This is a genomic window from Methanothermobacter marburgensis str. Marburg (genome assembly GCF_000145295.1).
GTDB lineage: Archaea > Methanobacteriota > Methanobacteria > Methanobacteriales > Methanothermobacteraceae > Methanothermobacter > Methanothermobacter marburgensis.
In genome coordinates, this window is the sequence record NC_014408.1 from 286,569 (window position 1) to 311,290 (window position 24,722).

Here is a 24,722-nt window from a genome sequence, read left to right on the forward strand (position 1 = left end):
TTCAATGTTTGAAGACATACCCGTTGATGTAAGTCCCATGCACGAGGGGGAGCGGATAAGATCAGCAAACATGTTCGTTGAACTTGCCGGGCCCAAATCCATCGGAGCCGAACTGGTCCAGGTTAAGGATAGCGTTGAGGATGGAAAGGTGGAGGTCATAGGGCCCGAGATAAGTGAGATGGAACAGGGCCAGATCTATCCATTCGCCATAAACGTGGAGATAGCAGGAAGCGAACTCGAGGAGGAACTTGAAAGCGTTATAGAGCGGAGACTCCATGAACTCTGCAACTACGTCCAGGGTTTCATGCACCTCAACCAGAGGGACCAGATATGGTGCCGTGTAAGCACAGAGGCAAGGGACGCAGGATTCATGCTTGAACACCTTGGAAAGGCACTATCAGTCCTCTTCAGGGAGGAGTTCCCAATAATCGAATCAATATCAGTGACAATCATGACCGATGAGGACGCTGTTAAAGAATTCCTTGAAACAGCCAGGGAAAAGTATGAGATAAGGGATTCAAGGGCAAGGGAACTCTCAGACGAGGACGTTGACGTATTCTACGGGTGCCTCATGTGCCAGTCATTCGCCCCAACACATGTATGCATCGTCACACCAGACCGGACAGCCCTATGTGGTGCCATAAACTGGTTCGACTGCCGCGCAGCCTATAAGATGGACCCCGACGGTCCAATATTCGAAATTCAAAAGGGAGATGTAATTGACCCGGAGAAGGGAGAATATGAGAATGTTAACGCTGCGGTGGCAGAGAACTCACAGGGTACAACAGAGAGGGTTTACCTCCACAGCGTGTTCGGGTATCCACACACATCATGTGGCTGCTTCGAGGCAGTGGCATTCTACATACCAGAACTGGATGGCATAGGCATCGTGAACAGGGACTTCAGGGGCGAAACACCCCTTGGAATACCATTCTCTGCAATGGCAGGGCAGTGCTCAGGCGGAAAACAGGTTGAAGGGTTTTCAGGTCTCAGCCTTGAGTACATGAGGTCACCCAAGTTCCTGCAGGCAGATGGTGGGTACTCAAGGATAATCTGGATGCCAAAGGATCTGAAGGAATCTGTCATTGACTTCATCCCTGAAGACCTGAGGGATAAGATAGCCACAGAGGTGGATGCAACATCAATAAAGGAACTCAGAAGGTTCCTTAGGGAGAAGGAGCACCCTGTCCTTGAAAGGGCACCAGCAGAAGTTGAGGAAGCTGAAGTCGTTGAGGAAGAGGAAACCCATGCTGAGGAGGCCCCCGTCACTGAGGGAATACCTGTAATGGCGTCCCCAGAGATCAGCCTTCCAGCAGCTGGCGGATTCAGGATAATTCTCAAGAACGCAAAGATCTACGCTGAGAAGGTAATAATAAAGCGTAAATAATCAACCTGAGTGGTCATGTGATAATAGCAGTAAGCGGCAAGGGCGGAACAGGAAAGACCATGGTTTCAGCGTCACTTGTGAGGATACTCGCAGCTACCGGTGCGGATGTCCTCGCAATAGACGCTGACCCTGATTCAAACCTTCCAGAGGCCCTCGGTGTTTCCGTAAGTGGAACGGTTGGTGAGGTGAGGGAACAGCTTAAGAGGGACACAGCAGCGGGTAGAATCCCCCCATCAGCCAACAAGTGGGATATCCTTGACTACAGGATAATGGAGTCAATAACCGAGACAGATGACTTCGATCTGCTCGTCATGGGCCGCCCGGAGGGGAGCGGATGCTACTGCGCAGTTAACACAATGTTGAGGCGGATAATCGAGAATATAGCAGAGAACTACGACTACATAGTGATAGATACCGAGGCGGGCCTTGAGCACCTCAGCAGGAGGACAACCCAGAACGTTGACGTTATGATGGTTGTAACCGACCCCTCAAAAAGGGGGATTCTAACAGCAAGAAGGATACTTGAACTATCAAGGGAACTTGAGATAAAATTCAGGAAGGTATTCCTGGTTCTTAACAGGGTCCATGAAGGGGACCTTGAGAAACTTGAAATAGACGAGGACCTTGAGGTCATAGGCGTTATACCCGAGGATCCCCTTGTTTCCAGGTATGACATGGAGGGCAGGTCGCTATATGAGCTGCCTGAAGACTCAGCAGCATTCAGGGCCATAAAAAAGGTTGCCGGGAAAATTTTAAGTCTATAGAGGTGTGCTTATGGATAAATTAACGGAACTTCTGAAATTACTTCAGAACACGGAATCCATCGAAATAAATGAGTTCAGGATTGATGTTGACGAACTTGAACTCTACCTGATGCCTGTGGTTCAGCAGGCCATCCAGAAAACAGTTGAGGTTAGGGAGGCAGTTGAGGCACTCCCTGAGGAGGAATTTGAACCACCGGTAAAGACATACCCTGGTGAGGTTGCCCAGGTGAAACTGGGTGAGGGTACAAGGAAACCTGTTTACCTTGGCGGTCAGAAGGCCCTCTACAGATTTGAGGAACCCCAGCCAAACCCACCGGTGGTTACATTCGACGTCTTTGACATACCCATGCCGGGTCTCCCAAGGCCGATAAGGGAGCACTTCAGCGACGTCATGGAGGACCCTGGCGACTGGGCCAGGAAGGCGGTAAAGGAGTATGGTGCCAACATGGTCACAATACACCTCATCGGAACAGGACCCAAGGTAATGGACAAGTCACCGAGGGAGGCTGCAAATGACATTGAGGAGGTCCTCCAGGCCGTTGATGTCCCCCTGGTAATCGGGGGCTCAGGGGACCCTGAAAAGGATCCACTGGTTCTTGAAAAGGCTGCCGAGGCCGCCGAGGGCGAAAGGTGTCTCCTGGCATCAGCAAACCTGGACCTTGACTACAGAAAGGTTGCAAGGGCAGCCCTTGACCACAACCACGCGGTCCTATCATGGGCCATAACAGACGTCAACATGCAGAAAACCCTCAACCGTTACCTCATGAAGGAGGGCCTTAGTAGAGAGGACATAGTGATGGACCCAACAACCTGTGCACTGGGTTACGGTATAGAATTTTCAATAGACGTCATCACAAGGACAAGGCTCGCGGCCCTCAAGGGTGATGCAGACCTTCAGATGCCAATGTCCTCTGGAACAACCAACGCGTGGGGTTCAAGGGAGGCCTGGATGAAGAAGGATGAATGGGGACCCACAGACTACAGGGGCCCTCTATGGGAGATAGTAACCGGACTTACAATGATGCTCTCAGGTGTGGATATATTCATGATGCTCCACCCAACATCTGTGAGGCTTCTGCGGGAGATAGGGGAAACCTTCACAAGGGAATACATGACGACCGAAACACCTGATCTCCGGGAATGGATAACTGAACTTGAATATTGAGGAGGGGTTTAAATTGCAGGTAACTGCCATGGATGTATACCGATTACTTCCAAAAACAAACTGTGGTAAATGTGACGAGTCATCATGCATGGCCTTCGCCACAAAACTCATAGAAAAGGAACTCACACTGGATGACTGCCCGCAGCTCAGTGGGGATGAAAGACAGAAGCTCGAGGACCTCCTTGCGCCGGCTGTGAGGGAAATCACCTTCGGCCCAGAAAAGAACCAGGTGGTGGTTGGGGGTGATGAGGTCCTCTACAGGTTTGAACTCACATACTATAACCCCACAGCCCTCGTGGTTGATCTTCCAGATGACCTACCATCAGAGGAGATCAGGAAGAGGGCCAGTGATATCATGAATCTTAAATTCGAGCGTACCGGTGAGGAACTGACCCTGGATGCCATAGCGCTCAGGAACAAATCAGGAAGCCCTGAAAAATTTGCAGAGGCAGCAGGGACCCTGGCTGAACTTAACTTCCCTGTTGTTCTATGCACATTCGATCCAGAGGCAATGAGGGCTGCCCTCGAGGTCCTGGGGGATCAGAGGCCCCTCATGTATGCGGCTACAAAGGACAACCTCCAGGAGATGGCTGATCTTTCCATTTCATACGGCTGCCCCCTGGTGCTCTTCTCACCGGGGGACCTTGAGGAGATGAAGAACCTCACAAGAAGACTGCGGGCAATGGGCCTTACTGAAATTATCCTGGACCCCGGAACATTCACAGGTGAGGGAATAGGCGACACCATAGACAACTTTGTCATGATAAGGCGCCTTGCAGTTGAGGAAAGGGATGAGGACTTCCGCTTCCCCATCATGGGCATACCAGCACTCTCAAGGCTTTCAGGAGGGGATCCAGTTGAGGATAACATAAAGGAGGCCACTGTTGCAGCCACACTCATGAACCGCTACGCCGACATTCTTATACTCGGAGGAACAGATATCTGGGAACTTATGCCCATACTCACCCTCAGACAGGGCCTCTACACTGATCCAAGGAAGCCACAGACTGTTGATCCGGGAATATATGAGTTTGGAGACGTTGATGAGAACTCCCCTGTGATACTCACAACCAACTTCTCACTCACATACTACACAGTGGAGGGTGACCTCAAGGCAGGTGATGTTACGGCATATCTCCTTGTGCTTGACACAGAGGGAAGGGCTGTGGACGTTTCACTGGCTGGAGGACAGCTCACGGGAACCGCAGTGGCTGACCTTATAAAGGATAGTGGTATAGAGGATAGGGTAAAGGATAGGGTTCTCATCATTCCTGGACTTGCGGCACCTGCTAGTGGTGAAATAGAAGATGATACTGGATGGAAGGTGCTTGTGGGGCCAAGGGATTCCTCAGGGATACCTGACTACCTTGAAAAACTGGCATCGGAGTAGAGGGGTGGTCCATTGAAGATGCTGATGGTAATTGACCCTGCAAGGTGCAGTGGCTGCGATGACTGCATAAATGCATGCAAAAAGACTCATGGTGTTGCAAGGGTCAGGAAGGCCGACAGGATGCCTGTATTCTGTCTTCAGTGCCACCCTGAGAAGGCCCCCTGCGCAAGGATATGTCCTGTTGGCGCCATAAGGGAGGTTGATGGGGCGCTTGTGATTGATGAGGACGCATGCATACTCTGCAAGCTGTGTATGGTTGCCTGCCCCGCAGGAATGATAGTTCTTGATTCTGAAAAGAAATCAGCAGAAAAGTGTACGCTCTGTATGGATGCCGACTGTCTGCTGCCTGCATGTGTGGATGCATGTAAGGAGAATGTCCTTAAACTGGTATCTGTGGATGACCTTGCTGATCTCAGGGATCGCATGGAGTTCAGTGAGGTCCTTGAGGAGGCAATGAAGATCTACAGGGGCAAGGTTAACTAGATTTCCACGTGAAGGGTGTTTATCAACACCCTAATATATTTGTAGGACTCAGTAATGTTTTCAACTGGCCCTTTGAAGTATATGTAATATATGTAGCCCTTCTTTTTGAAGATGAATGCCACTATCCTGTATTTCTTTGTTTCACCGGTTACCATGCATCCATGTTCGCTGTCCACGGTAACGGATCCCCGCGTGATGTTAAAAAGACCCCTCATGCTCAGAACGTCAATCAAGATATCTGAAAATTCTTCAGCAGTCACTCCGACGGCTTCCTTTCTCTTAACGGATATTTTAAGCCCATGTTCCTTACATGAAGCTTTAATAAGTTTTTCACCATCCTTAACCTCCAGGAGGTCCCAGAAAATGGGGTACCTGAAGCTTATCTCCCCATTATCGAATCTCTCCAGGTATGGTTCCACATCGATCAGGTCTATCGCTGCGCGGGCCTTTCTTCTAACAAAAAGGTACGGATCATTGAGGGCCTCTATGAGTGATTCAAGGGCATCGGGGTCCCCTATAAGCCCCAGGGCCTCTGCCACCTTTCCACGAACATAGCGGTTTTTGTCCCTTTTTCTGCCTGAGACCATCCTTTTGAGGTAGGGAACAGCCCTTTTTGACCCTATCTCCCCAAGAGCTTCAACAAGGACGGCCCTTGTCTGCCATGAGGGATCAGAAAGTTTTTCAAGAAGGGGTTCAACTGCTGTTTCACCAAGATTCACAACTGCAAGGACAATCTGGCGCCGGACCTCCATGTCAGGGTCGTTGAGTTTATCAGTAAGGACCTCAAGACACCTCTCATCACCCAGATTTCTGATGACCCTTGCAGCGGCCTTTCTCACAACCCATGACCTGTCGTTAAGCGCAGCCAGTGCCTTTTTGAGTCCCCTCTTAGGGTCCAGTTCTGCAAGGGTGATGAGGGCATTTTTTCTTACATCCTCAATGGGGTCATTTAAATATCCTTCAACAGCATCAACTGACCTTTTATCCCCGAACCTAGAAAGAGATTTCAGTACACTGATTCTGACATCAATATCAGGGTCCTCAAGGGAACCTATCAGCGGTTCAATCGCGCTTGGATCACCTATATTCCCCAGTGCCCTAGCTGCTGCGGCCCTAACACCCCCAAGTATTGGGTAGTCCCTCTGCCATTCTTCATATCTGAGGGCATCAATCAGGGCCGTGACTGATCGCTCATCTGCAAGCTCTTCAAGGGCAAGGGCGGCATCCAGTCTTACGGTGTAATCATCACTTTCAAGAGCCTCCATGAGACTTTGAACATCCCCCTCTTTCAGAAGCTTCTCGATGTCTAGGAATATAAAAAACCCCCCATAATGTATGCTATCCCTGATTAAAGCATACATTTGAGCATCTTTAAGATCCCGGGATAATCCCTCAGAATCTTAAGGAGTGATATTTTTGAGATGGAATTTAAAGCTTTTCCCTCAAAGGATCTTATGAGTGAATCGAGTTCATCATCACTTAAACCATCAAGTACCTTCCTAAATTTAAGTGATCTCTCAAGATTTTTACCTATCCGCTCATGCCATGTGCTCTCATACTTTGAGAGGAAGCCTGAATCGGTTCTCTGTGATTCAACCGCTTCAGTAGCCACATCTGCGGCTATCATCGCACACTTCGCTGCAACGTGTATACCACCACCCGTGAGGGGATCAACCTGACCCGCTGCGTCACCAACTACAAGCAGGCTGTCTGTGTATGTCTTCCTGATGGGGCCGGCAATGGGTACAGCACCTGCGTTGAACTCCAGCCTGCTGCAGCCTGCCCTGGAGATGAACTGGTTAAGATAATGTAGCGGACTATTATCAGAGCATGTTGTTCTCCTTATGCCCACACCAACATTTGCCCTCCCATCACCCTTTGGGAAGACCCAGAGGTAACCTGATGGAGCAAAGGTACTCCCGAAGTAGAATTCCATGGTCTCATCGTCCACATCGAAACCTGCGACCTCATACTGGGCACAGGAGCACAGTTCTCCCGGCCTGAAACGTGTATCGAGCCCCGCCATACGGCCAATACCTGACTGAATGCCGTCCGCTGCAATTACAATACTTGATTCAACCTCATGGGTTCCATCGGGACCCCTGAATTTAACACCGGAGACGGATCCATCGTGGAATATTAGGTCATTCACGCGGGACCCTGCAAGCACATCCGCCCCGGCTTCAGTAGCGCGCAAAGCGAGGTATTTATCAAAAATCTTTCTTTCAATGATGTAACCCTTTATAATTGGGTTTCTGGTTGTTATGCTTGCACCATATGGTCCGTTGATCGTAGCAGAATTTATTCTTGTACATGTGAACTCGGGAAGGGGTTTTATACCTGTTGATTTGAAGAAGCTGTCGCTCACTCCCCCGGCGCACTGTACAGGAGTTCCTATCTCAGGGTTTCCTTCGAGCATGAGGACATGCAGACCATTTTTTGCTGCATGGTATGCTGCTATGGAACCTGCCACACGACCCCCGACAACAACAAGATCATACTTCATCCTGACACTCCATTGCATCCACAGGGCAGACTGCAGCACAGGCAAGACACTCCAGGCACCCATCCCCCATGAGGAGGGTGTCCTCCAGTTCCAGGGCACCTGATGGACAGACATTCACACAGGCACCGCAGCGCATACACCTTGATGGATCGTGTTTCAATGAACCACCCACTAGATTTATGGACACCAGCTTTAATAATATTAGTGATATGATAATGACCACCGTTAAATTAATATATGACTTTTTACTACTATCAATTACCATGCAGGGGTGCCCGAGCGGCCAAAGGGGGAGGACTTAAGATCCTCTGGCGCAGGCCTTCGAGGGTTCGAATCCCTTCCCCTGCACTAGAGTTTTACCTGTTCTGAAATTAAAATTGTTTGCCTTAGTGGCTCAGGTGGTAGAGCGATGCCTTGGTAAGGCATAGGTCGGGGGTTCGAATCCCCCCTAAGGCTTTTTCATTGATTTTAAGGTGTTTTAATGGAGAAGAAAATTGCTCAGATTTCAGACATACATTTCGGTGAAAAGAATTTCTCCAGCAAGCTCAGGGAGAATCTTCTGGGACAGCTTCAGGATGAAAATCCTGACCTCATAGTTGTTTCGGGTGACCTCACCACAGAGGGCTATGCTCATGAGTATGAACTTGCGGCTGAATTTGCAGATGAACTGCGGTCAATCACAGCAACATATATAATTCCAGGCAACCACGATGCAAGGAACGTTGGGCTGGTGCACTTTGAAAAGATGATAGGTAAGAGGAAGTTTGTCCATCATGACTCAGAATTTGCTGTTATAGGTCTTGATTCATCTGAACCTGACATAAATGACGGTCAGATAGGGATGGATCAGCTTGAATGGCTTGCAAGGGAACTTGAAAGGGTTCCTGATCACCTATGCAAGATAGTTACATTTCACCACCATCTGCTACCCATACCAAACACCGGACGTGAGAGGAACATACTGCTGGATTCAGGCGATCTCCTCAGACTCCTCAATTCATATGGTGTTGATTTCGTGCTCAATGGACATAAGCATGTGCCCAATGTCTGGATGATTGAAGGGATGGTTACACTGAATTCAGGCACAGCCACAACAAGGAAGCTTAGGGGTGAGACTTTCCCTTCCCATAACCAACTGAGGATAGATGAGGATAGGATCTCTGTTGACCTTATAAACACCGAGAATGGTTCTAAAAGGGAAATGGCCAGTTATTCTGTTAAGGTTGAGGATGAAGAATACATGATATGTTCATATGTACATCCAGAAGGCCCCCTTTAACCCTTAATTTGATTTTCATATAAAAACATTAATATATCATCACACATAATGTTCTCTAATAGGGAAAATAAATATGCATAATATGATCTTAATTTCATCATTAAGAATCTGCAGGTGGCAGCGTTGACCAAGGCATTTGATATACTTATGGCCGGGATAATCTCAGGAATAGTGGCATTCACAACCTCAAAGCTGGGAGTGGGCGGAACTGTCATGGGTGCTGTTCTTGGTTCAATGCTATATCAGCTTCTCTCCCACTACCTCAGGGAGCCACTCAAGAATGTTAAGACAGAGAGGGTTGAGAGCAGGGTGGTATTTGCAATACCCCTCATTATAATAGTTGTAATTGAGGCAATATACCTCCTTGGAAATTTCCAGTGGAAACCCCAGCATATATTTTACCTACTTGAGGAGGCAACCGACTGGAACCTCTTCAGGTCAATAGGGGTGGGGCTCATGGTGATGGGGATCTACCCCCTCCTGCAACCTGAGACCATAAAGAAATCATATGGACATGTCCTATTACTCATGGGCCTCATTGTCCTCCTGAGGGGACTTGTGGATGTTCAGTCCCCCGTGGTAATGGTTTACAGGTCGATTTTTTATGAGTTCGACATCCTGATAACCGTGCTGGTCATAGTCACACTCCTCTACATGATCGTATCCATACTCAGGGAATCTGTTGTCATTGTAATGGAAGATGAGGTGTCTTTGGAGAATGAAAAATAAAACAAAAAATGCAACACTCAAGTCAATCATAGATGTTATACTCTATGAGAACCCATCCACACAGGATGAGATTGCAGAAAGGCTTGGAATAACAAGGCGGTATGTTACCAAACTCCTCCAGCCCTTAATAAAGGAGGGTGTTGTGAGAAGGGCCTACATTGTGGATATAAAGAAATTTGAGGAATTCCCGGAGCTTTTTGGAGAGGAGGTTACATCCCGGGAATACGCCGGAAGCTTTTTTATCAAGGAGATACTCAGAGACATGGCACAGCATGTCTGCAAACAGCTCAGGAAGTCATTCAGGTCCCTTGAGGAATACGACGAGGACCTTGCAAATGAGGCCCTGAAGATGGACTACATAACAAACACCATGCACGAGAAGGTGAGGTCCTCTGTTGATACAGCCATAGCAATGAACCCCTACTCAGAGTTCAGCAAGACAATGGCATTCACAGAGATTGCCTATGACCTTGAAAGGATAGGTGATCACTCTGCAATAATAGCCAACTTCGCAGTTAAGGAGTCCTATGAGGTTGACCCTGCGATGATGGAGTACCTCCGGGAGATGTTTTCAATTGCTGTTGAGATGGTGAATACAGCAATGGACGCATTCCTCAACGAGAAACTTGAACTCAAGGCAAAACTCATGTCCCTTGAGGACGATATTCATAGGGTCCAGAAGAACGCCCTTAACTGTGTGGCCACACAGATGGCCGAAACACCATTTGAGGATAAGGAACGCTCAACCTATTACATATCCCTTTCAAGGGTTGTGAAGACCTTTGAGAGAATAGCGGATATTTCAATTGAGATATTCGATACTGCAGGGGAATATTACAGGAACATACCGAGAACAACAACACCTGAGCGCTTCAGGAGGCGTGAGAGGGAGGGCACGTAATTTATTTCTTTTTCTTCTCCAGCTATTCCTTTATTTTCTCTCTTCCCATTCCTTACCAAGAAGCCTGTCGCCAATAAAGACGCCGAATGCGTGCCATATGACTCCTATTCCCCAGAAGGCTGTTATCCAGTAGAATCACAATATGCCCGGGCTTGAAAGAAGGTTTATGAGGAAAAGGGTGAAGTTAACTATTACAAAAACAGATAGGTGTATGTAAAATCCCTTAAGTTCATCTACTCTCTTCCGGGCTCTTTCGTATTCATCGTCCTGCATAGTTCTGCCCCTTCAAGGGATCTGTAATCTGTCTCTAATATTCTTTTCTCCTCGCCGTCGTAGTGTATTTCTTCGATGTCGAAGAATTTTCTGAAGGCTGGTTCACGCACCTTTTCCTCGTATACGTGGGATATGAGTCCTGGAAGCCGTCCTATCATGAACACCCCTGCACCTGTGCGCCAGTCAAAACCCATATCTGAGAGTATTCCGGCGTTGGCACCGTCAACGTTCATCCTGACACCCTTACGCTCAAGGAGTATGTTCTGAACCTCAACCGCAAGCCTTGTATGGGGGCCGACACAGTCGTACTCCTCTGCAAGGTCCAGGAGCCGCACAGCCCGGGGATCCGCATTATGATACCTGTGCCCGAAACCAGGCACCTTCCGGTTCCTCCGCAGATGATCATCCACCAGCCTAAGAGCAGCCTCAGGAATCTCATCCTCAGACTCACACCCTGAAACCGTCTCCTGGAAAAGCTTCATGGACCTCTCAATAGCCCCGGCATGATTCTTACCAAAGGCCAGAAGACCACCAGCAATACACGCATGCACCGGAGAACCAGCAGAGGCAATCATACGGGCAGCCTGCGTACTGGGCGGAGTCACACCATGATCACAGAAAGACACCAGGACAGCCTCCAGCATCCTCGCAACATTACCAGGAGGAAGCTCACCCCTAATCAACAGGTAAACCATCTCAGAAAAAGAAACACCACCAATCAAATCCTCCTGAGAATAACCCCTGGTAACAATCCGATTAGGCTCAACCCTCGTAATGGAAGTCCTCCACTTCGGATTTTTTACCTTCAGTATATCATTAATTATTCCTTCAGATATCATGTCTTTCCCTATCTGAGTTTGAGTATTTAAATTTTAATGCATTTGGTGCACCCATATTCACTTTATGTGAATTAAATTTTTCCTCCTCCGAAATTTAGTTCACTAAATGAGTAATAAAGTACACTAAAATAGTAAATTTTAAATACTCCCACAACAAGGTAAAGTTTGAGGTGATAAAATGGACACCAAACTGATCATAGGAATAGTCGTAGCAATTGTAATTATTGCTGGCGCAGTCCTGGCACTTGGAGGAGGCGGACAGCAGGAAAAGATCGACATTGTTGGTTCAACTTCTGTTCAGCCGGTTGCCGAAAAACTTGCAGCTGAATACATGAAAAAGCACCCCAACGTTAAGATAAACGTCCAGGGCGGAGGATCCAGTGTGGGAATCAAGAGCGCCCAGGATGGTACCGCAGACATCGGAACAAGTTCAAAGGAACTTAAACCCGATGAGAAGAAAGGTCTGACAGAGTACATGATAGGTAAGGACGGTATTGCAGTAATTGTAAACAGCAAGAACACGGTCTCAGACCTCTCAAAGGACCAGGTGAAGGACATTTTCAGTGGAAAGATAACCAACTGGAAAGAGGTCGGAGGACCAGATGCAAAGATAACAGTGATAACACGTGAAGACGGTTCTGGAACCCGAAAGGCCTTCGAAGAAATTGTGATGGGTAAGGAAACCAAGATAAAGAAGGACGCCATAGTTGAAAGTTCAACAGAGGCTGTTAAGCAGGCTGTTAAGCAGGATGCAAACGCCATAGGTTTCATATCACTTGCAAACCTCGACGAAACAGTGAAGGCCCTAAAGATTGATGGTGTGACCCCATCTGAACAGACAGTTGCAGATGGATCATACAAGATACAGAGGCCATTCCTCTTCCTGGTCAAGGGCAGCGCACAGGGAGCAGTCAAGGACTTCATTGACTGGGTCCTCAGCCCAGAAGGACAGGCAATAGTCAAATCAGAAAAGGTGGTCCCAGCAAAGGCCTAGTGGTTTTTAATTAAAACCACAATTTTTTCTTTCCGTCACCTTCAGTGAACTTTATTAACCAATAGGTGAAATCGATAACTGAAGGTGATGGAGATGGATGTAAAACCACGAAACATTCTCATACTAATCATTATCATCGCACTCGCATACTTCATGATCAAACCTGGTTCAGATTATGAGAGAATTGAAATTGCAGGCTCAACCTCTGTACAGCCAGTTGCTGAAAAACTCGCCGAGGAATACATGAAGGACCACCCAAATGTCAGGATAAACGTCCAGGGCGGGGGTTCTGGGATGGGTATAAGGACAGTACAGCAGGGGGTTGTTGATATAGGAACAAGTTCAAAGGCCCTCAAATCCGATGAGAAGGATGGGCTTAAGGAATATGTTATAGGGAAGGATGGCATAGTTATAGCTGTCAACCACCAGAACCCTGTCGATGACCTCACAACAGAACAGCTGAGAGATATCTTCAGCGGGAAGATCCGTAACTGGAAAGAGGTTGGAGGCCCAGATGCCGAGATACATGTTATAGTACGTGAGGAGGGCTCAGGAACCAGAAGCTCATTCAAATCACTTGTAATGAAGGATGAAAAGATAAGGTCAGATGCAATTGTCCAGGGGTCCACGGAATCCGTTAAACAGGCGATAAAGAGTGACCCCTATGCTGTGGGTTTTGTCTCAATGGCCCATATGAGTTCAGATGTAAAGGCACTTGAGGTGAACGGAATAACCCCCTCTGAGACCACAGTGGCCGATGGTTCCTATCCCCTTGTTGTTCCATTTGAATTCATAACCAGGGGGGAACCTGTGGGGGTTGTGAAGGACTTCATTGACTGGGTCTTTTCACCGGAGGGACAGGCGATTGTCAGGAGCCAGAAGGTTGTCCCTGCAATAGCAAATGTCTCAGATGATACCTAGGAGGTAAAAAATGATCAGCAAGACAAGGGAAAATCTCATTGAGAAGGGTCTTTTTGTAACGGCGATCTTCTCAATAATCGCTATACTGCTCATAATAACCTTCATATTCCGTGAGGGAATCCCGATATTCCAGGACTATGGTGTGATAAATTTCATATTCGGAATGGACTGGGCACCGTCTGATGGTAAGTACGGCGTCTTCACGATGATAGTTGGATCCCTTTGCATCACTCTCCTCTCACTTGCAATAGCGGTTCCACTATCAATCCTATGCGCTATATTCATGGCAGAGGTGGCCCCTGAGATAATGCGTAAAATCCTTAAACCCGTGATAGAGACCCTTGCAGCAATACCCTCTGTGGTATACGGATTCTTTGGTCTCATAGTTCTGGTACCCTATGTGAGGGCCAACATAGGGGGCACGGGTTTTGGAATGCTCACAGCAGCACTCATACTCACGGTCATGATCATGCCCACAATCATAAGTGTATCAGAGGACGCCATAAGGTCAGTACCCCTCGAGTACAAGGAGGCATCCCTTGCACTGGGAGCAACCCACTGGCAGACCATACGCAGGGTCATTTTCCCCGCAGCAATTCCCGGTATAATAACATCCATCATACTGGGTATGGGCCGTGCCATAGGTGAGACCCTGGCCGTTATAATGGTTGCAGGAAACGTTACACAGATACCATCATCCATCCTGGACCCTGTAAGGGCCCTCACATCCAACATAGCACTTGAAATGGGATATGCAACGGGACTTCACTACAGCGCCCTTTTCGGAACAGCCATCATACTCTTCGTGCTGATAATGATCCTGCTGGTTGTTGCAAACTACTTCCATTACAAGAAAAAGATCGTTATAGGTGGAGGATACCTCTAGGAGGCTCAAAATGTCTTTCAGGATAATATCACCAAAAACCAGTCAGAAGATCATGACAGGAGTGCTGTGGGCATCAGGTCTTGTAACAATACTCATCCTGATTGTTATAATAGGATACATAATACTCAAGGGCCTTCCAGCACTGACCCCAGAATTCCTGCTGTCTGAACCCATTGACTCGGGAAGGGCAGGCGGGATAGCTCCGATGATCGTATCAAGCATATACGTTACCCTCATCGCAGGAATAATCGCAACTCCACTTGGTGTCGGTGCGGCTGTTTACATGGCTGAATACGCCACAGAGGAAAGGATAGTGAAGCTCATAAAGTTCGGTGCAGAGACACTGGCCTCCATACCATCAATAGTATTCGGTCTCTTTGGCCTGGCATTCTTCGTTGTATTCCTGGGTCTCGGATGGTCAATCCTTTCAGGGGGCCTTGTACTGGCACTCATGGCCCTTCCAACAATCTTCCAGGTTTCCCAGGTGTCCATTGAGACCGTCCCACAGTCATACAGGGAGGGGAGCCTGGCACTGGGTGCCACAAAATGGGAGACCATCTACCGTGTCGTTGTACCTGCAGCACTGCCAGGTATAACCACAGGAGTTATACTTGGAATGGCAAGGGCGATATCAGAGGCGGCAGCGGTAATGTTTGTTGTTGGATCGGCGCTTGCAATGCCCATCTCCATATTTGACCCTGGAAGACCCCTACCACTCCACCTCTATATAATAGCCACAGAGGGGCTTTCACTCAAAAATGCATATGGAACCGCAGCGGTCCTCGTAATAATCGTGCTCCTCATCACGGTTCTCACGAACACTCTTGTTGATAGATACAGAAGGAAGATGATGGGAAGATAGGTGATCTTATGTACAGAATTGAAGTTGAAGACCTCAACGTTTACTTTGACGAGGCACACATCCTCAAGGATGTGAACCTGAAGATTCCAAAAAACACCGTCACGGCCCTGATAGGGCCCTCAGGTTGTGGGAAGTCCACATTCATCAGGACACTCAACAGGATGAACGACGTCATCCCGGGGTTCAGACACGAGGGACATGTATACCTTGATGGCGTGGACATCTATGACCCCCAGATGGACGTTGTGGAGCTCAGGAAGAAGGTTGGCATGGTCTTTCAGAAGCCCAACCCCTTCCCAAAGTCAATATTTGAGAACGTGGCCTACGGACTCAGAGTTCACGGCTACGATGACAGGGACTTCATAGAGGAAAGAGTGGAGGAGAGCCTCAAGGCAGCGGCACTCTGGGACGAGGTTAAGGATAAGCTTGATAAGTCCGCCCTTGGTCTTTCAGGTGGTCAGCAGCAGAGACTCTGCATCGCAAGGACCATAGCAATAGAGCCAGAGGTCATACTGATGGACGAACCATGCTCAGCCCTTGACCCGATATCCACCACCAAGATAGAGGACCTCATTCACAAGCTGAAGAGGGATTACACAATAATCATAGTCACCCATAACATGCAGCAGGCAACAAGGGTCTCAAAGTACACGGCGTTCTTCCTGCACGGTGAAATAGTTGAGAGCGGGCTTACTGAGGAGATATTCATAGAACCCCGGGATAAGAGGACCGAGGACTACATTACAGGAAGGTTCGGATGAAAAGCTTGAGTGGTGAAGTAATTGATTGGTGTTATCCTTGAAAACAAACTTTCAAAGGTGCTGAATGAGGCTGTTGAATATGGTAATGTGACATCTGAGAGGGTCAGGAACGCTGTAGCCAGCTATATTAGGAAGGATGTTGAAACCGCTGAAAGGATAATAGAGGAAACATCAGCTGTTAATGAGGAGAGCTACAGAATAGAGGATGACTGTCTCAAAATCATTGGGCTCCACCAGCCTGTAGCAAAGGACCTCAGACTCGCCTCTGCCATACTGAGAACATCAATTGAACTTGAAAGGATAAACATACTCTCAGCCTACATTGCAAGGTATGCCATTGACAGCACCGACACCGTCATACCACCCCACATTGAGTTCATGTCACAGACCATCCAGGACATGATAAATGACGCCCTTGGAGCCCTCATGAACAGGGACATACAGCTACTCAAGAGGTCCACCAAGAATTATCTTCAGCTGCAGGAATTCTATAACCAGCTCCATGATTCGCAGGGGGAGTTCATGGAGTCAGGTAACCTGGTTCTGGTTGCAAGGAACCTTCTCAGTATGGGGCACCATGTCATGGGGATGGATGACAGGATAGCATACCTTATAGTGGGTAAGAGGGTTATACATCACAAGGTATTCTACAGCGTACTCATGAAATAGTTTGGGGGGGGATTTAATGTGGCTGCCATTTGATAACCCTAAAAAAATGGATTACAGGGCCCTCAGGAGTTCATCAATCCCTGAGTTTTCTTATATCAGGATTTTAAGCGGTGAAAGTGAGGCCATAGTCTTCATAATGAAGGGGATGATAGTGGGGGCCTGGCACCTCAACCTCAACACACTTGAGGAGTCACACAGCCACAAGGCAATGGAGAAAATAGAAATAGGTGATGATTCAATCATTGAGGTTTATGAGGCTGATGGGGACCTCTTCAGCACACTCATTGAACTCAACGATGAATCAAAACTTTCAATACCCCTTGAGGCAGATATAATAATCAATGAGATGTTCATGGATGTCTCCTCAAGGGATGAGCTCCTTGAAAGGTACAGGATAAGGGTTCCAAGTGATGATTCAATTGAAAGACTTATCAATGACTATAAATCCAAGGAGGACTTTTAGATGGAGAAGAAATATCCGCGGATACTCTTCCGCAAAAAGCTTAAGGACCTCAGAAAGGACATGGAGGAAGTTTCCCAGAAAACCCTGAAGACGCATAAGATTGCAGTCGACCTCCTGATGGAATACGATGATGATAAGAAGGAGAAGGTCATCAAAAACAGTAAGATAATTGATGAAATGGTTTTCCACCTTGAAAGAAAATCAATAAGTTTAATAGCATCTGAACAGCCAGTTGCACGTGATCTCAGATTCATAGAGGCATGTATCAAGGTCGGAAGCCACCTTAAGAGGATAGGTTACCTCGCAGCAAATATCGCAGAGGCAGCTGAGAAACTTAAGGATGAGGAGATACCCCGAAAACCTCTGGAGGACCTCAAACACATGTCTGACTTTGTCCAGATGATGCTATCCAAGGGAATCTATGCATTTCTGGACCAGAACATGGACATGGCAAGGGAACTTCGGCACGACGATGATAAGGTGGATGACCTCTTTGACCAGACACTGGAGCATGTAACAGCGAGCATGTTTGAGGATAAGGAGGCAATATCCTACCTTGTTAACCTTCTGTTCATAGCAAGATTCCTTGAGAGGGTTGGTGACAGGGCTGTTAGCATTGCAGATAGAACAATTTTCATGATAACCTGTGAAAAGCCATGATCACATCCAGACGGTTATTCCATTCATAATCTTCTCTTTGTTTCTAGCACTGGCACTTTTTCTATTTTCATGACAGCCAGCCCATTTTATCTTTTCAATTTTCTCTACATAGGCTCTATGGTGTCTGCTGGAATTTATATTATGGGCGCAGAGTTTCAGCACGGCAGGTTCGGTCCCAGCCGGGCGCGGAACCTGCATGCTGCTCTACCCTGGAATTTTAAGAGCTGAAAACATGCGGGTACTGCGGGAATTGACCTCACCCTTGCAGCTGGTGACAGCAGGGCCTTCTTAGGGCATCATCTACTTTCAGTTCTGAGGGTTAAGTTGATGAAAAGAAATGCAAAGATCGCATGAAATGCCTTGCAGAATGTCAATGGATATGGTGGAAGGAGAGCCAATGGAACAGATTCTGCATGAAGTGCCGATCTGCCAGTAAAAGGCCCTTCATCTGTGATCAATCGTCCCTGATGGTGGCTGTGGCTCTCCTCGCGGCCCAGCACTGTATGCAGACACCCACCGGCAGCCCGGCGGTGTGTGTATGGGCGGTCCTTATCTTAACATCGAGTGCCGTTGTTTTACCACCCATACCCATTGGGCCACAGCCTGCTTCATTTACCGAGTCAAGTATGCTCTCTTCAAGGGATGCGAGTTCTTTTACAGGGTTTCTCTCCCCCACCCTTCCAAGCAGGGCCTTCTTTGCAAGTTTCATTGCAAGGTCTGATGAGCCGCCGATTCCCACACCCACAATCACGGGTGGGCAGGGTTTTCCACCGGCTCTGAGGACGGTCTCAACAACAAAGTCCCTGACACCTTCAGCACCATCACCTGGAAGCCCCATTAGGAGCGCATTGTTGTTCTCTGATCCGAAACCCTTGGGGAATACCGTTATTTCAAGTCCATCAAGGTCCTCTGCAATTTCAACATCCACCTGTGGAATCAGATGCCCTGTGTTTGTCCCGGTATTCTCCCTTGTGAGTGGGTCAACAACGTTTGGTCTGAGGGGGACCTCCTGTGTGGCCCTCTCAACCCCTGCAACTATACCCCCGTAGAGGTTTTCAACCTCAACGTTCCCCATCCTCACAAACACTATGGGGAGCCCTGTATCCTGACATACAGGTACCTCCATCTTCCTTGCAAGTTCAATGTTATCAAGGATGGCCTTGAGGTTCAGGAGGGCTATCTCGTCCTCCTCGTTGAGGTAGGCCTTTTTCAGTGCAAGGGTGACATCATCAGGGATTCTGATAACGGCCTCCCTGAACAGACGGCACACTGTCTCCTCAACCATCTCCTGCCTGATCATGGAATCACCCAAAAAATAGTTTGGTCAGTATCTCATGAGATTTTTGAGACGTTTGAATTCCCCTGTTATCTTATCCCTCTTGGCAGCCATAATATCCTCTGAACTCTCACTGAGGGCCTTCTTGGGGCATACCATGACGCAGAGGGGTTTCTCACGATCAACACAGAGGTCACATTTCACTGCAACACCCCTCTCATTGATGGTTATGGCACCAATGGGGCACGCGTCCCGGCAGAGACCGCATCCAATGCATTTATCCTCAAGGATAACAACTGCACCATCCACCTCAACTATGGCATCCTCCGGGCATATGTTGAGGCAGGGGGCCCTTTCAGGTGCGCAGTGCATGCAGAATATGGGGACACCATCAATGACCCGTATGGCGTTCCTGGGGCATATCCTCTCACACTTCATGCACTCATCGCACAGTTCCGGATTTGAAACCAGTTCTCTCATGGAATTCCACCTATTCAAGCTTCTGCCGGGCCTTCCTCTTCGCTGTCAGTATGCTGAGGATATCAGTCCCTTTCTGGCCCTTCCCTATACCTGACATTCTGGATACGAACTCCTTCTGCCTTTCAAGTTTCAGTTTCTCGGTGTCCACGACGCTCAGAGCCCGTCTTGAGCAGGCCTTAACACATGCCGGCGTGTCAAGGTCAGGGCACTGGCTGCATTTCTGGGCCTTCCGATCCTCCATGACAACAGCTCCAAAGGGGCATACCAGCATGCAAAGTCCGCAGCCAATGCACCTCTCAGGGTCAACCTCGTCCTGGATGGCATCTGTTGGGCACACTGTCCTGCAGGGGGCGTCCTCGCACTGCTGGCATATGATGGGGTAATAGAGGCCCTCAAGTTCCCTTATCATTATCCTTGAGGCGCCGTAGAGTTTCTTACAGGCCTCCTCACAGTCCCCGCAGCCGTCACAGAGTTCCGGTTGAATGATGATCTTCTGCAATTCAATCCCCCGTTATATCCTGAGCTCCTGGCACACGCTGTCAACGTATTCCTGGATCTTTGCCTTCTGTTCCTCTGTGAGGTGCCTGAACCTTTTCTGGGCGTTCAGGTACTCTTCAACGGGTTTTCTCTGAACTGGCCTGTAGGTTACGCGGAAGTCACCGTCCTCTATCTCGTAGAGTATCCAGGAACCGGTTTCAACAGCGAGTCTTCCGAGTTCCACCGTCTTTGAGGGATCAAAGCCCCACCCTGTTGTGCATGGCTGATGCAGGTGTATGTAGGCTGGACCCTCAATGTCCCTTGCCTTTCTCACCTTCTCCATGAAGTCCTCGGGGTATGATATTGATGCTGTTGCAACGTAGGGGACACCATGAGCCGCCATTATGAGGGGCATGTTTTTCTTGGGTCTGTCCTCACCGAAACTCTCCTTTCCATGTGGTGATGTGGTGGTGGATGCACCGTAGGGTGTTGACGCACTCCTCTGTATACCTGTGTTCATGTAGGCCTCGTTGTCATAGCAGATGTATATTATGTTGTGACCCCTCTCCATTGCACCTGATAGAGACTGAAGTCCGATATCTGCTGTCCCACCATCACCGGCGAATGCCACAACGTTAACTTCACCCCTGCCCCTGGCCCTGAGGGCCCTCTCAACGCCTGATGCAACCGCGGCAGCGTTTTCAAATGCAACATGGATCCATGGTATCTCCCAGGCTGTTTCAGGGTAGGGGGTTGTGATAACCTCAAGGCATCCTGTTGATGAGACCGCAACGGTGTTTTTTCCGAGAACCTTGAGAGCAAGTCTGACACCCACTGTAGCACCGCATCCTGCACATCCACGGTGTCCAGGGGCCAGGAATTCTTCTTCAGGTATTTTCATTGTGATTCCTCCTTAAGTCCGATCCAGCTGACAGTCCTTTCAGGGTTTTCTGTCTTTCTGACGATTTCCATGATGTGTTCAGGTGTTATGTCCCTTCCACCGAGGCCCACAATGAACCCGTAAACCTCCTTGTCGGGTAGCAGGGCCTTTAATTCGGTGTGGAGAGCACCACCAACACTGAAAGTTATATTTTTATCCAGAACAGCAATCTTATGGGCATTACTGACTGCCTTTTTAATCTCCTCAGCAGGGAATGGCCTGTGTATCCTCACCTTCAGGAGCCCCACGGGTTTGCCTTCATCCCTCATATCATCAATAACCTCTCTCAGGGTGCTGCAGACTGAGCCCATGGCCACCAGGATTATTTCAGCATCTTCGCAGCGGTAATCCTCAACGAATCCGTATTCTCGCCTGAACATTTCACTGAATTCCTGACAGGCCTTTGCAATAACCTTTCTTGACCTCTCCATTGCCCTTTCTACCTCATAGCGTGCCTCCATGTAATAGTTTGGATCGGTGAATGTACCGAGTGACATTGGTTCGTCAGGGTCAAGTACTGCCTGTGGCTGGAATTCTGGCAGGAATGTGTCAACCTCATCCTGTGATGGGATGTCCACGGGTTCCACGGTGTGTGTCAGTATGAAACCATCCAGACAGACCATGCTTGGAAGGAGAACGTCCCTGTCCTCTGAAACCCTGTAGGACAGCAGAACTGAGTCAAGGGCTTCCTGCCCACTTTCTGCGTATATCTGCATCCATCCAGAGTCCCTTTCAGCTATCGAATCCTGTTGGTCATTCCATATACTGAGTGGGGCTGATAGGGCACGGTTGGCATTTGCCATGACAATGGGGTTCCTGAGTCCGGCTGCAGCATATACTATCTCATGCATGAGTGCAAGGCCCTGGGATGATGTTGCTGTGAAAACCCTCACACCTGCACCTGATGCACCCACGCATGCGCTCATGGCGCTGTGCTCTGACTCGACCCTTATGTACTCGGCATCGAGTTCACCATCAGCCACATATTTTGCAAGGTACTCTGATATTGAGGTCTGGGGTGTTATCGGGTAAACAGGGATGACCTTTGGCTTTGCAAGTTTTGCTGCTTCTGCAACGGCCTGATTTGCGGATATAACCTTAAGAACCATTTAGAGTCTCTCCTATTTTTCTCTCTCCATCTTAATTGCCTTAACAGGGCATTCCTCTGCGCATATCCCGCATCCCTTACAGTAATCGTAGTCAATCTCATGCTCCTTATCTATGCAGCCTTCGGGACAGAAAAGGATGCAGTTATCACAGTCTATACATTTATCCTTATCAAGGAATGGTTTGAATGTTCTCCAGCTCCCCGTCTTGTTTTTACGGGTGCTTCCTGGTTCTTTGACGGTTGCTCCAAGTGATTCCATTATATTCACCCTGAGTGTTTCATTTTTTCATAGGCTATCCTTGCAGCCTCTGCGTTTTTATCCCCAATCTTCCCGGGGAATGTTTCTTTGATAATCTTTATGAGTGAATCTATGCTTACAAGACCGGTTACACCTGCAAATGCCCCGAGCATTACGGTGTTAACGATTGGTCTTCCAAGGTTCTCAAGGGCTATGCCTGTGGCGTCAATGGTGTGGATCTTGGCGTTCTCTGAGGTGAAGGTGCCTGCAGTATTGAGTAAAACCACACCATCCTCCTTTAAGCCTGAAAATACGTCAACCACATCAACAAGTCCCTCATCGAGAACAACAACATAATCGGGATTGTAAACTTGATACCTTCTCCTGATGGGCTCATCATTAATTCGTGTGAAAGCCATAACTGGAGCGCCTCTACGCTCAACACCGAAGAATGGAAAGGCCTGTGAGTATTTACCGTCTTCAAAGGCAGCTTTAGCTAGAATCTCTGCCGCTGTAACAGCGCCCTGGCCACCGCGTCCATGAAAGCGAATTTCGATCATAGTCTACCTCCATTTCTCATTGTTAATCATTATAAATTTTTAATATATATACATGTTGGTCAATTAAAATTAATAGGGGTAATGAAATGAAAGTCCTTATAATCACAGGAAAACTTGCATCAGGGATTGTGAGGGAGGCAGTGTCAGCTTCAAGCCATGAGATTCATGTTCACGTGGTTAACACTCCCATAGCGGCCTTTTTAACACCACGCAGGATAATATCTGAAATCCAGAAGATTAAGTTTTCGGATGGGGCACCCGACATGATAATCATACCTGGCCTCATACCCAAGGACGTGAATGTGGTAGGGGAAGAAACAGGCATACCTGCCTATAAGGGACCCACAGACGCTGCTGACCTCCCCATAGTTCTTGATATGCTTGATGAACTTGAACTCTCCACAATGAAACCAGCCGACAGGCTCATTGAGGAGGAGCAGATGCGTAGGGCCCTTCAGTTCATAGAGGACTTTGAGAATGATACCAGAAGTAGAGAGGCGCTGCTGGAGAGGGATGAAAACATACTCATAGGTAACCTTCCAACGGGCAGGGACTTCCCAATGAGGGTCCTTGCAGAGGTTGCCAATGCTCCCATCCTCCTGAAAGAAGGTAAACTCAGGGAAAGGATTGAATACTTTATGAGAAGTGGCGCAGACATGATTGACCTGGGAATGCTGGCTGGCGAGGACAACTCAGAGCTGCTCCCTGAAATAATCGAAACTGCACGCTCAGCTGCCCCTAACGCACCCCTCAGCGTGGATAGTCTCAACCCCACTGAAATTGAGTCTGCAGTAGATTGCGGTGTCGACATGATCCTGAGCCTGGATCTTGGAAACTACAGGGAAGTTCTACAGTCACTCAGAAAAAAAGGTGTACCTGCAGTGATCCTTCCAACAGACTACAGTGAGGGATGGGTTCCTGAAACGGTTGAGGAGAGGGTTGAGGCCCTGGAGAAACTCAAAAGAAAATGCAGGGGTATAGATGTCATAGCTGACCCTGTGCTTGATCCGGTGAACAGCAGGAGCATAGTCGAATCTGTGATGGCATGCAGAATGTACGCCGCGAGAAACCCCGACCCTCTGTTCTTTGGTGTTGGAAACGTAACTGAACTCATCGACGCTGACTCCACAGGTGTGAATGCACTTCTCGCCGGTTTTGGAATGGAACTTGGTGTGGGCATACTCTTCACTCCAGAGGAGAGCGGAAAAGCACTTGGAAGTGTTTATGAACTCTCAGTGGCATCAAAGATGATGTTCCTGGCTAAACACAGGGGTTCTGTACCCAAGGACCTTGGAATAAACCTTGTACTATTCAAGGATAAGAGAAAGCCCGGCGGCATAGTTGAGGAAATCAGCGTACCCACCATTGAGGCTGAAGGGGGCATGAAGTTCGTAAGAGATAGGTGCGGCAGCTTCAAGATCATGGTTGATGATGGCAGGATAAAGGCCGTACTCTATGATAGAACAGAGCCGGTAATTGCCTTCACATCAGATAGCGCCAAAAGGTTATATGAGGAGATTATAAATAGAAAACTTGTAAGCAGACTTGAACATGCAGCCTACCTTGGAGCAGAATTACAGAAGGCAGAGATAGCCCTGAGAACAGGTAAAGGCTATGTTCAGGATTTTGAACTCTTTGAGAGGGCGGCGCTATTTGAAAATGGTCAGCGTTAATTAAATGAGTTATAACTTATTTTTACACATAAGGGAGA

28 protein-coding genes, 2 tRNA genes and 1 pseudogene are annotated in these 24,722 nt (G+C 48.2%); 19 read left to right on the forward strand and 12 right to left on the reverse strand.

From position 1 onward, the window contains the following. The first annotated feature begins 4 nt into the window (after positions 1-4). The 5 genes from cdhC to MTBMA_RS01440 are packed head-to-tail and all read left to right on the forward strand — an operon-like array spanning position 5 to position 5,189. On the forward strand, positions 5-1,387 hold the full coding sequence (gene cdhC, locus MTBMA_RS01420; RefSeq protein ID WP_013295124.1) for a CO dehydrogenase/CO-methylating acetyl-CoA synthase complex subunit beta: 1,383 nt from the start codon (positions 5-7) through the stop codon (positions 1,385-1,387). A gap of 17 nt (positions 1,388-1,404) precedes the next feature. Further along, positions 1,405-2,151 (forward strand): ATP-binding protein, encoded by a 747-nt coding sequence (locus tag MTBMA_RS01425; protein ID WP_013295125.1) that lies wholly within the window; start codon positions 1,405-1,407, stop codon positions 2,149-2,151. A 10-nt stretch (positions 2,152-2,161) separates the two neighbouring features. Beyond that, a complete protein-coding gene (cdhD, locus tag MTBMA_RS01430) occupies positions 2,162-3,316 on the forward strand; it encodes a CO dehydrogenase/acetyl-CoA synthase subunit delta (RefSeq protein WP_013295126.1) in 1,155 nt (384 codons plus the stop codon). 13 nt (positions 3,317-3,329) lie between these two features. Further along, the gene (acsC, locus tag MTBMA_RS01435; RefSeq protein WP_013295127.1) at positions 3,330-4,706 is read left to right on the forward strand and encodes an acetyl-CoA decarbonylase/synthase complex subunit gamma; all 1,377 of its coding nucleotides are present in this window, start codon (positions 3,330-3,332) and stop codon (positions 4,704-4,706) included. A gap of 18 nt (positions 4,707-4,724) precedes the next feature. Further along, complete coding sequence (locus MTBMA_RS01440) at positions 4,725-5,189, forward strand: 4Fe-4S binding protein (RefSeq protein ID WP_013295128.1); 465 nt, start codon at positions 4,725-4,727, stop codon at positions 5,187-5,189. Here the strand turns inward: MTBMA_RS01440 and MTBMA_RS01445 are convergent. From MTBMA_RS01445 to MTBMA_RS09165, 3 genes are read right to left on the reverse strand one after another with little or no spacing between them, the layout of a single operon-like run. Beyond that, positions 5,186-6,550 carry a HEAT repeat domain-containing protein gene (locus tag MTBMA_RS01445; protein ID WP_013295129.1) on the reverse strand — a complete coding sequence of 455 codons (1,365 nt, stop codon included), beginning with the start codon at positions 6,548-6,550 and terminating at the stop codon, positions 5,186-5,188. The genes MTBMA_RS01440 and MTBMA_RS01445 overlap by 4 nt on opposite strands. After that, on the reverse strand, positions 6,538-7,695 hold the full coding sequence (locus MTBMA_RS01450) for a geranylgeranyl reductase family protein (RefSeq protein WP_013295130.1): 1,158 nt from the start codon (positions 7,693-7,695) through the stop codon (positions 6,538-6,540). Before MTBMA_RS01450 ends, MTBMA_RS01445 begins: the two co-directional genes overlap by 13 nt. Further along, on the reverse strand, positions 7,685-7,855 hold the full coding sequence (locus MTBMA_RS09165; protein WP_238523384.1) for a 4Fe-4S binding protein: 171 nt from the start codon (positions 7,853-7,855) through the stop codon (positions 7,685-7,687). Before MTBMA_RS09165 ends, MTBMA_RS01450 begins: the two co-directional genes overlap by 11 nt. 105 nt (positions 7,856-7,960) lie before the next feature. Between MTBMA_RS09165 and MTBMA_RS01455 the strand changes: the two genes are divergently transcribed. The 5 genes from MTBMA_RS01455 (at position 7,961) to MTBMA_RS01475 (ending at position 10,604) form a co-directional block, all read left to right on the forward strand. Then, positions 7,961-8,043 (forward strand) — tRNA-Leu (locus tag MTBMA_RS01455). A 35-nt stretch (positions 8,044-8,078) separates the two neighbouring features. Then, positions 8,079-8,151, forward strand: a tRNA-Thr gene (locus tag MTBMA_RS01460). A 25-nt stretch (positions 8,152-8,176) separates the two neighbouring features. After that, positions 8,177-8,974 (forward strand): metallophosphoesterase family protein, encoded by a 798-nt coding sequence (locus MTBMA_RS01465; RefSeq protein WP_013295131.1) that lies wholly within the window; start codon positions 8,177-8,179, stop codon positions 8,972-8,974. Positions 8,975-9,088: 114 nt separating this feature from the next. Beyond that, complete coding sequence (locus MTBMA_RS01470) at positions 9,089-9,703, forward strand: hypothetical protein (protein WP_148215523.1); 615 nt, start codon at positions 9,089-9,091, stop codon at positions 9,701-9,703. Next, positions 9,693-10,604, forward strand: a complete 912-nt coding sequence (locus tag MTBMA_RS01475) for a phosphate signaling complex PhoU family protein (protein WP_013295133.1) — start codon at positions 9,693-9,695, stop codon at positions 10,602-10,604. Before MTBMA_RS01470 ends, MTBMA_RS01475 begins: the two co-directional genes overlap by 11 nt. A gap of 30 nt (positions 10,605-10,634) precedes the next feature. Here the strand turns inward: MTBMA_RS01475 and MTBMA_RS09170 are convergent. Together MTBMA_RS09170 and MTBMA_RS01480 are read right to left on the reverse strand one after the other, a co-directional pair. Then, positions 10,635-10,877: pseudogene (locus MTBMA_RS09170) on the reverse strand (2TM domain-containing protein). After that, positions 10,838-11,716 (reverse strand): citryl-CoA lyase, encoded by an 879-nt coding sequence (locus MTBMA_RS01480; RefSeq protein WP_013295134.1) that lies wholly within the window; start codon positions 11,714-11,716, stop codon positions 10,838-10,840. The pseudogene MTBMA_RS09170 and the gene MTBMA_RS01480 overlap by 40 nt, the downstream one beginning before the upstream one ends. A gap of 178 nt (positions 11,717-11,894) precedes the next feature. Here MTBMA_RS01480 and MTBMA_RS01485 point away from each other — a divergent pair, with 178 nt between their 5' ends. The 8 genes from MTBMA_RS01485 (at position 11,895) to phoU (ending at position 17,932) form a co-directional block, all read left to right on the forward strand. Then, positions 11,895-12,710: a phosphate ABC transporter substrate-binding protein gene (locus tag MTBMA_RS01485; protein WP_013295135.1), complete on the forward strand. Its 816-nt coding sequence runs from the start codon at positions 11,895-11,897 to the stop codon at positions 12,708-12,710. A gap of 93 nt (positions 12,711-12,803) precedes the next feature. Beyond that, a complete protein-coding gene (locus MTBMA_RS01490; protein WP_013295136.1) occupies positions 12,804-13,631 on the forward strand; it encodes a phosphate ABC transporter substrate-binding protein in 828 nt (275 codons plus the stop codon). Positions 13,632-13,641: 10 nt separating this feature from the next. Further along, positions 13,642-14,517, forward strand: coding sequence for a phosphate ABC transporter permease subunit PstC (pstC, locus tag MTBMA_RS01495; protein ID WP_013295137.1), 876 nt, complete (start codon positions 13,642-13,644; stop codon positions 14,515-14,517). A 10-nt stretch (positions 14,518-14,527) separates the two neighbouring features. Continuing rightward, positions 14,528-15,379 (forward strand): phosphate ABC transporter permease PstA, encoded by an 852-nt coding sequence (gene pstA, locus MTBMA_RS01500; protein ID WP_013295138.1) that lies wholly within the window; start codon positions 14,528-14,530, stop codon positions 15,377-15,379. 8 nt (positions 15,380-15,387) lie between these two features. Then, positions 15,388-16,140, forward strand: coding sequence for a phosphate ABC transporter ATP-binding protein PstB (gene pstB / locus MTBMA_RS01505; RefSeq protein WP_013295139.1), 753 nt, complete (start codon positions 15,388-15,390; stop codon positions 16,138-16,140). Between the two features lie 21 nt (positions 16,141-16,161). Further along, entirely contained in the window at positions 16,162-16,809 is a 648-nt protein-coding gene (locus MTBMA_RS01510; RefSeq protein ID WP_013295140.1) for a phosphate signaling complex PhoU family protein, read from the forward strand. Between the two features lie 46 nt (positions 16,810-16,855). Next, a complete protein-coding gene (locus MTBMA_RS01515) occupies positions 16,856-17,272 on the forward strand; it encodes a DUF2226 domain-containing protein (protein WP_238523385.1) in 417 nt (138 codons plus the stop codon). Then, positions 17,273-17,932 (forward strand): phosphate signaling complex protein PhoU, encoded by a 660-nt coding sequence (phoU, locus tag MTBMA_RS01520; RefSeq protein WP_013295142.1) that lies wholly within the window; start codon positions 17,273-17,275, stop codon positions 17,930-17,932. Between the two features lie 454 nt (positions 17,933-18,386). Here phoU and MTBMA_RS01530 read toward each other — a convergent pair whose 3' ends face one another. Genes MTBMA_RS01530 through porC form a run of 7 tightly spaced genes read right to left on the reverse strand, consistent with a single transcriptional unit; the run spans position 18,387 to position 23,011 of the window. Further along, on the reverse strand, positions 18,387-19,232 hold the full coding sequence (locus MTBMA_RS01530; protein ID WP_013295143.1) for a fumarate hydratase: 846 nt from the start codon (positions 19,230-19,232) through the stop codon (positions 18,387-18,389). A gap of 24 nt (positions 19,233-19,256) precedes the next feature. Next, entirely contained in the window at positions 19,257-19,688 is a 432-nt protein-coding gene (locus MTBMA_RS01535) for a 4Fe-4S dicluster domain-containing protein (protein ID WP_013295144.1), read from the reverse strand. Between the two features lie 10 nt (positions 19,689-19,698). After that, positions 19,699-20,187 (reverse strand): 4Fe-4S dicluster domain-containing protein, encoded by a 489-nt coding sequence (locus MTBMA_RS01540; RefSeq protein ID WP_013295145.1) that lies wholly within the window; start codon positions 20,185-20,187, stop codon positions 19,699-19,701. A gap of 12 nt (positions 20,188-20,199) precedes the next feature. Then, complete coding sequence (porB, locus tag MTBMA_RS01545; protein WP_013295146.1) at positions 20,200-21,066, reverse strand: pyruvate synthase subunit PorB; 867 nt, start codon at positions 21,064-21,066, stop codon at positions 20,200-20,202. Then, positions 21,063-22,214, reverse strand: coding sequence for a pyruvate synthase subunit PorA (gene porA / locus MTBMA_RS01550; protein WP_013295147.1), 1,152 nt, complete (start codon positions 22,212-22,214; stop codon positions 21,063-21,065). Before porA ends, porB begins: the two co-directional genes overlap by 4 nt. A 12-nt stretch (positions 22,215-22,226) precedes the next feature. Then, a complete protein-coding gene (gene porD / locus MTBMA_RS01555) occupies positions 22,227-22,472 on the reverse strand; it encodes a pyruvate synthase subunit PorD (RefSeq protein WP_013295148.1) in 246 nt (81 codons plus the stop codon). A gap of 5 nt (positions 22,473-22,477) precedes the next feature. Further along, positions 22,478-23,011 carry a pyruvate synthase subunit PorC gene (gene porC / locus MTBMA_RS01560; protein ID WP_013295149.1) on the reverse strand — a complete coding sequence of 178 codons (534 nt, stop codon included), beginning with the start codon at positions 23,009-23,011 and terminating at the stop codon, positions 22,478-22,480. 86 nt (positions 23,012-23,097) lie between these two features. Here porC and MTBMA_RS01565 point away from each other — a divergent pair, with 86 nt between their 5' ends. Beyond that, complete coding sequence (locus tag MTBMA_RS01565; protein WP_013295150.1) at positions 23,098-24,684, forward strand: dihydropteroate synthase-like protein; 1,587 nt, start codon at positions 23,098-23,100, stop codon at positions 24,682-24,684. Positions 24,685-24,722: the final 38 nt, after the last annotated feature.

What these genes read in the sequence shown, in the direction of transcription:
- cdhC (WP_013295124.1), top strand. Translation starts at nt 5, where the DNA reads ATGTTTGAAGACATACCCGTTGATGTAAGTCCCATGCACGAGGGGGAG.
- cdhD (WP_013295126.1), top strand. Translation starts at nt 2,162, where the DNA reads ATGGATAAATTAACGGAACTTCTGAAATTACTTCAGAACACGGAATCC.
- MTBMA_RS01440 (WP_013295128.1), top strand. Translation starts at nt 4,725, where the DNA reads ATGCTGATGGTAATTGACCCTGCAAGGTGCAGTGGCTGCGATGACTGC.
- MTBMA_RS01445 (WP_013295129.1), bottom strand. Translation starts at nt 6,550, where the DNA reads ATGTATGCTTTAATCAGGGATAGCATACATTATGGGGGGTTTTTTATA.
- MTBMA_RS01450 (WP_013295130.1), bottom strand. Translation starts at nt 7,695, where the DNA reads ATGAAGTATGATCTTGTTGTTGTCGGGGGTCGTGTGGCAGGTTCCATA.
- MTBMA_RS01465 (WP_013295131.1), top strand. Translation starts at nt 8,177, where the DNA reads ATGGAGAAGAAAATTGCTCAGATTTCAGACATACATTTCGGTGAAAAG.
- MTBMA_RS01475 (WP_013295133.1), top strand. Translation starts at nt 9,693, where the DNA reads ATGAAAAATAAAACAAAAAATGCAACACTCAAGTCAATCATAGATGTT.
- MTBMA_RS01480 (WP_013295134.1), bottom strand. Translation starts at nt 11,716, where the DNA reads ATGATATCTGAAGGAATAATTAATGATATACTGAAGGTAAAAAATCCG.
- MTBMA_RS01485 (WP_013295135.1), top strand. Translation starts at nt 11,895, where the DNA reads ATGGACACCAAACTGATCATAGGAATAGTCGTAGCAATTGTAATTATT.
- MTBMA_RS01490 (WP_013295136.1), top strand. Translation starts at nt 12,804, where the DNA reads ATGGATGTAAAACCACGAAACATTCTCATACTAATCATTATCATCGCA.
- pstC (WP_013295137.1), top strand. Translation starts at nt 13,642, where the DNA reads ATGATCAGCAAGACAAGGGAAAATCTCATTGAGAAGGGTCTTTTTGTA.
- pstA (WP_013295138.1), top strand. Translation starts at nt 14,528, where the DNA reads ATGTCTTTCAGGATAATATCACCAAAAACCAGTCAGAAGATCATGACA.
- pstB (WP_013295139.1), top strand. Translation starts at nt 15,388, where the DNA reads ATGTACAGAATTGAAGTTGAAGACCTCAACGTTTACTTTGACGAGGCA.
- MTBMA_RS01515 (WP_238523385.1), top strand. Translation starts at nt 16,856, where the DNA reads ATGGATTACAGGGCCCTCAGGAGTTCATCAATCCCTGAGTTTTCTTAT.
- phoU (WP_013295142.1), top strand. Translation starts at nt 17,273, where the DNA reads ATGGAGAAGAAATATCCGCGGATACTCTTCCGCAAAAAGCTTAAGGAC.
- MTBMA_RS01530 (WP_013295143.1), bottom strand. Translation starts at nt 19,232, where the DNA reads ATGATCAGGCAGGAGATGGTTGAGGAGACAGTGTGCCGTCTGTTCAGG.
- MTBMA_RS01535 (WP_013295144.1), bottom strand. Translation starts at nt 19,688, where the DNA reads ATGAGAGAACTGGTTTCAAATCCGGAACTGTGCGATGAGTGCATGAAG.
- porB (WP_013295146.1), bottom strand. Translation starts at nt 21,066, where the DNA reads ATGAAAATACCTGAAGAAGAATTCCTGGCCCCTGGACACCGTGGATGT.
- porA (WP_013295147.1), bottom strand. Translation starts at nt 22,214, where the DNA reads ATGGTTCTTAAGGTTATATCCGCAAATCAGGCCGTTGCAGAAGCAGCA.
- porD (WP_013295148.1), bottom strand. Translation starts at nt 22,472, where the DNA reads ATGGAATCACTTGGAGCAACCGTCAAAGAACCAGGAAGCACCCGTAAA.
- porC (WP_013295149.1), bottom strand. Translation starts at nt 23,011, where the DNA reads ATGATCGAAATTCGCTTTCATGGACGCGGTGGCCAGGGCGCTGTTACA.
- MTBMA_RS01565 (WP_013295150.1), top strand. Translation starts at nt 23,098, where the DNA reads ATGAAAGTCCTTATAATCACAGGAAAACTTGCATCAGGGATTGTGAGG.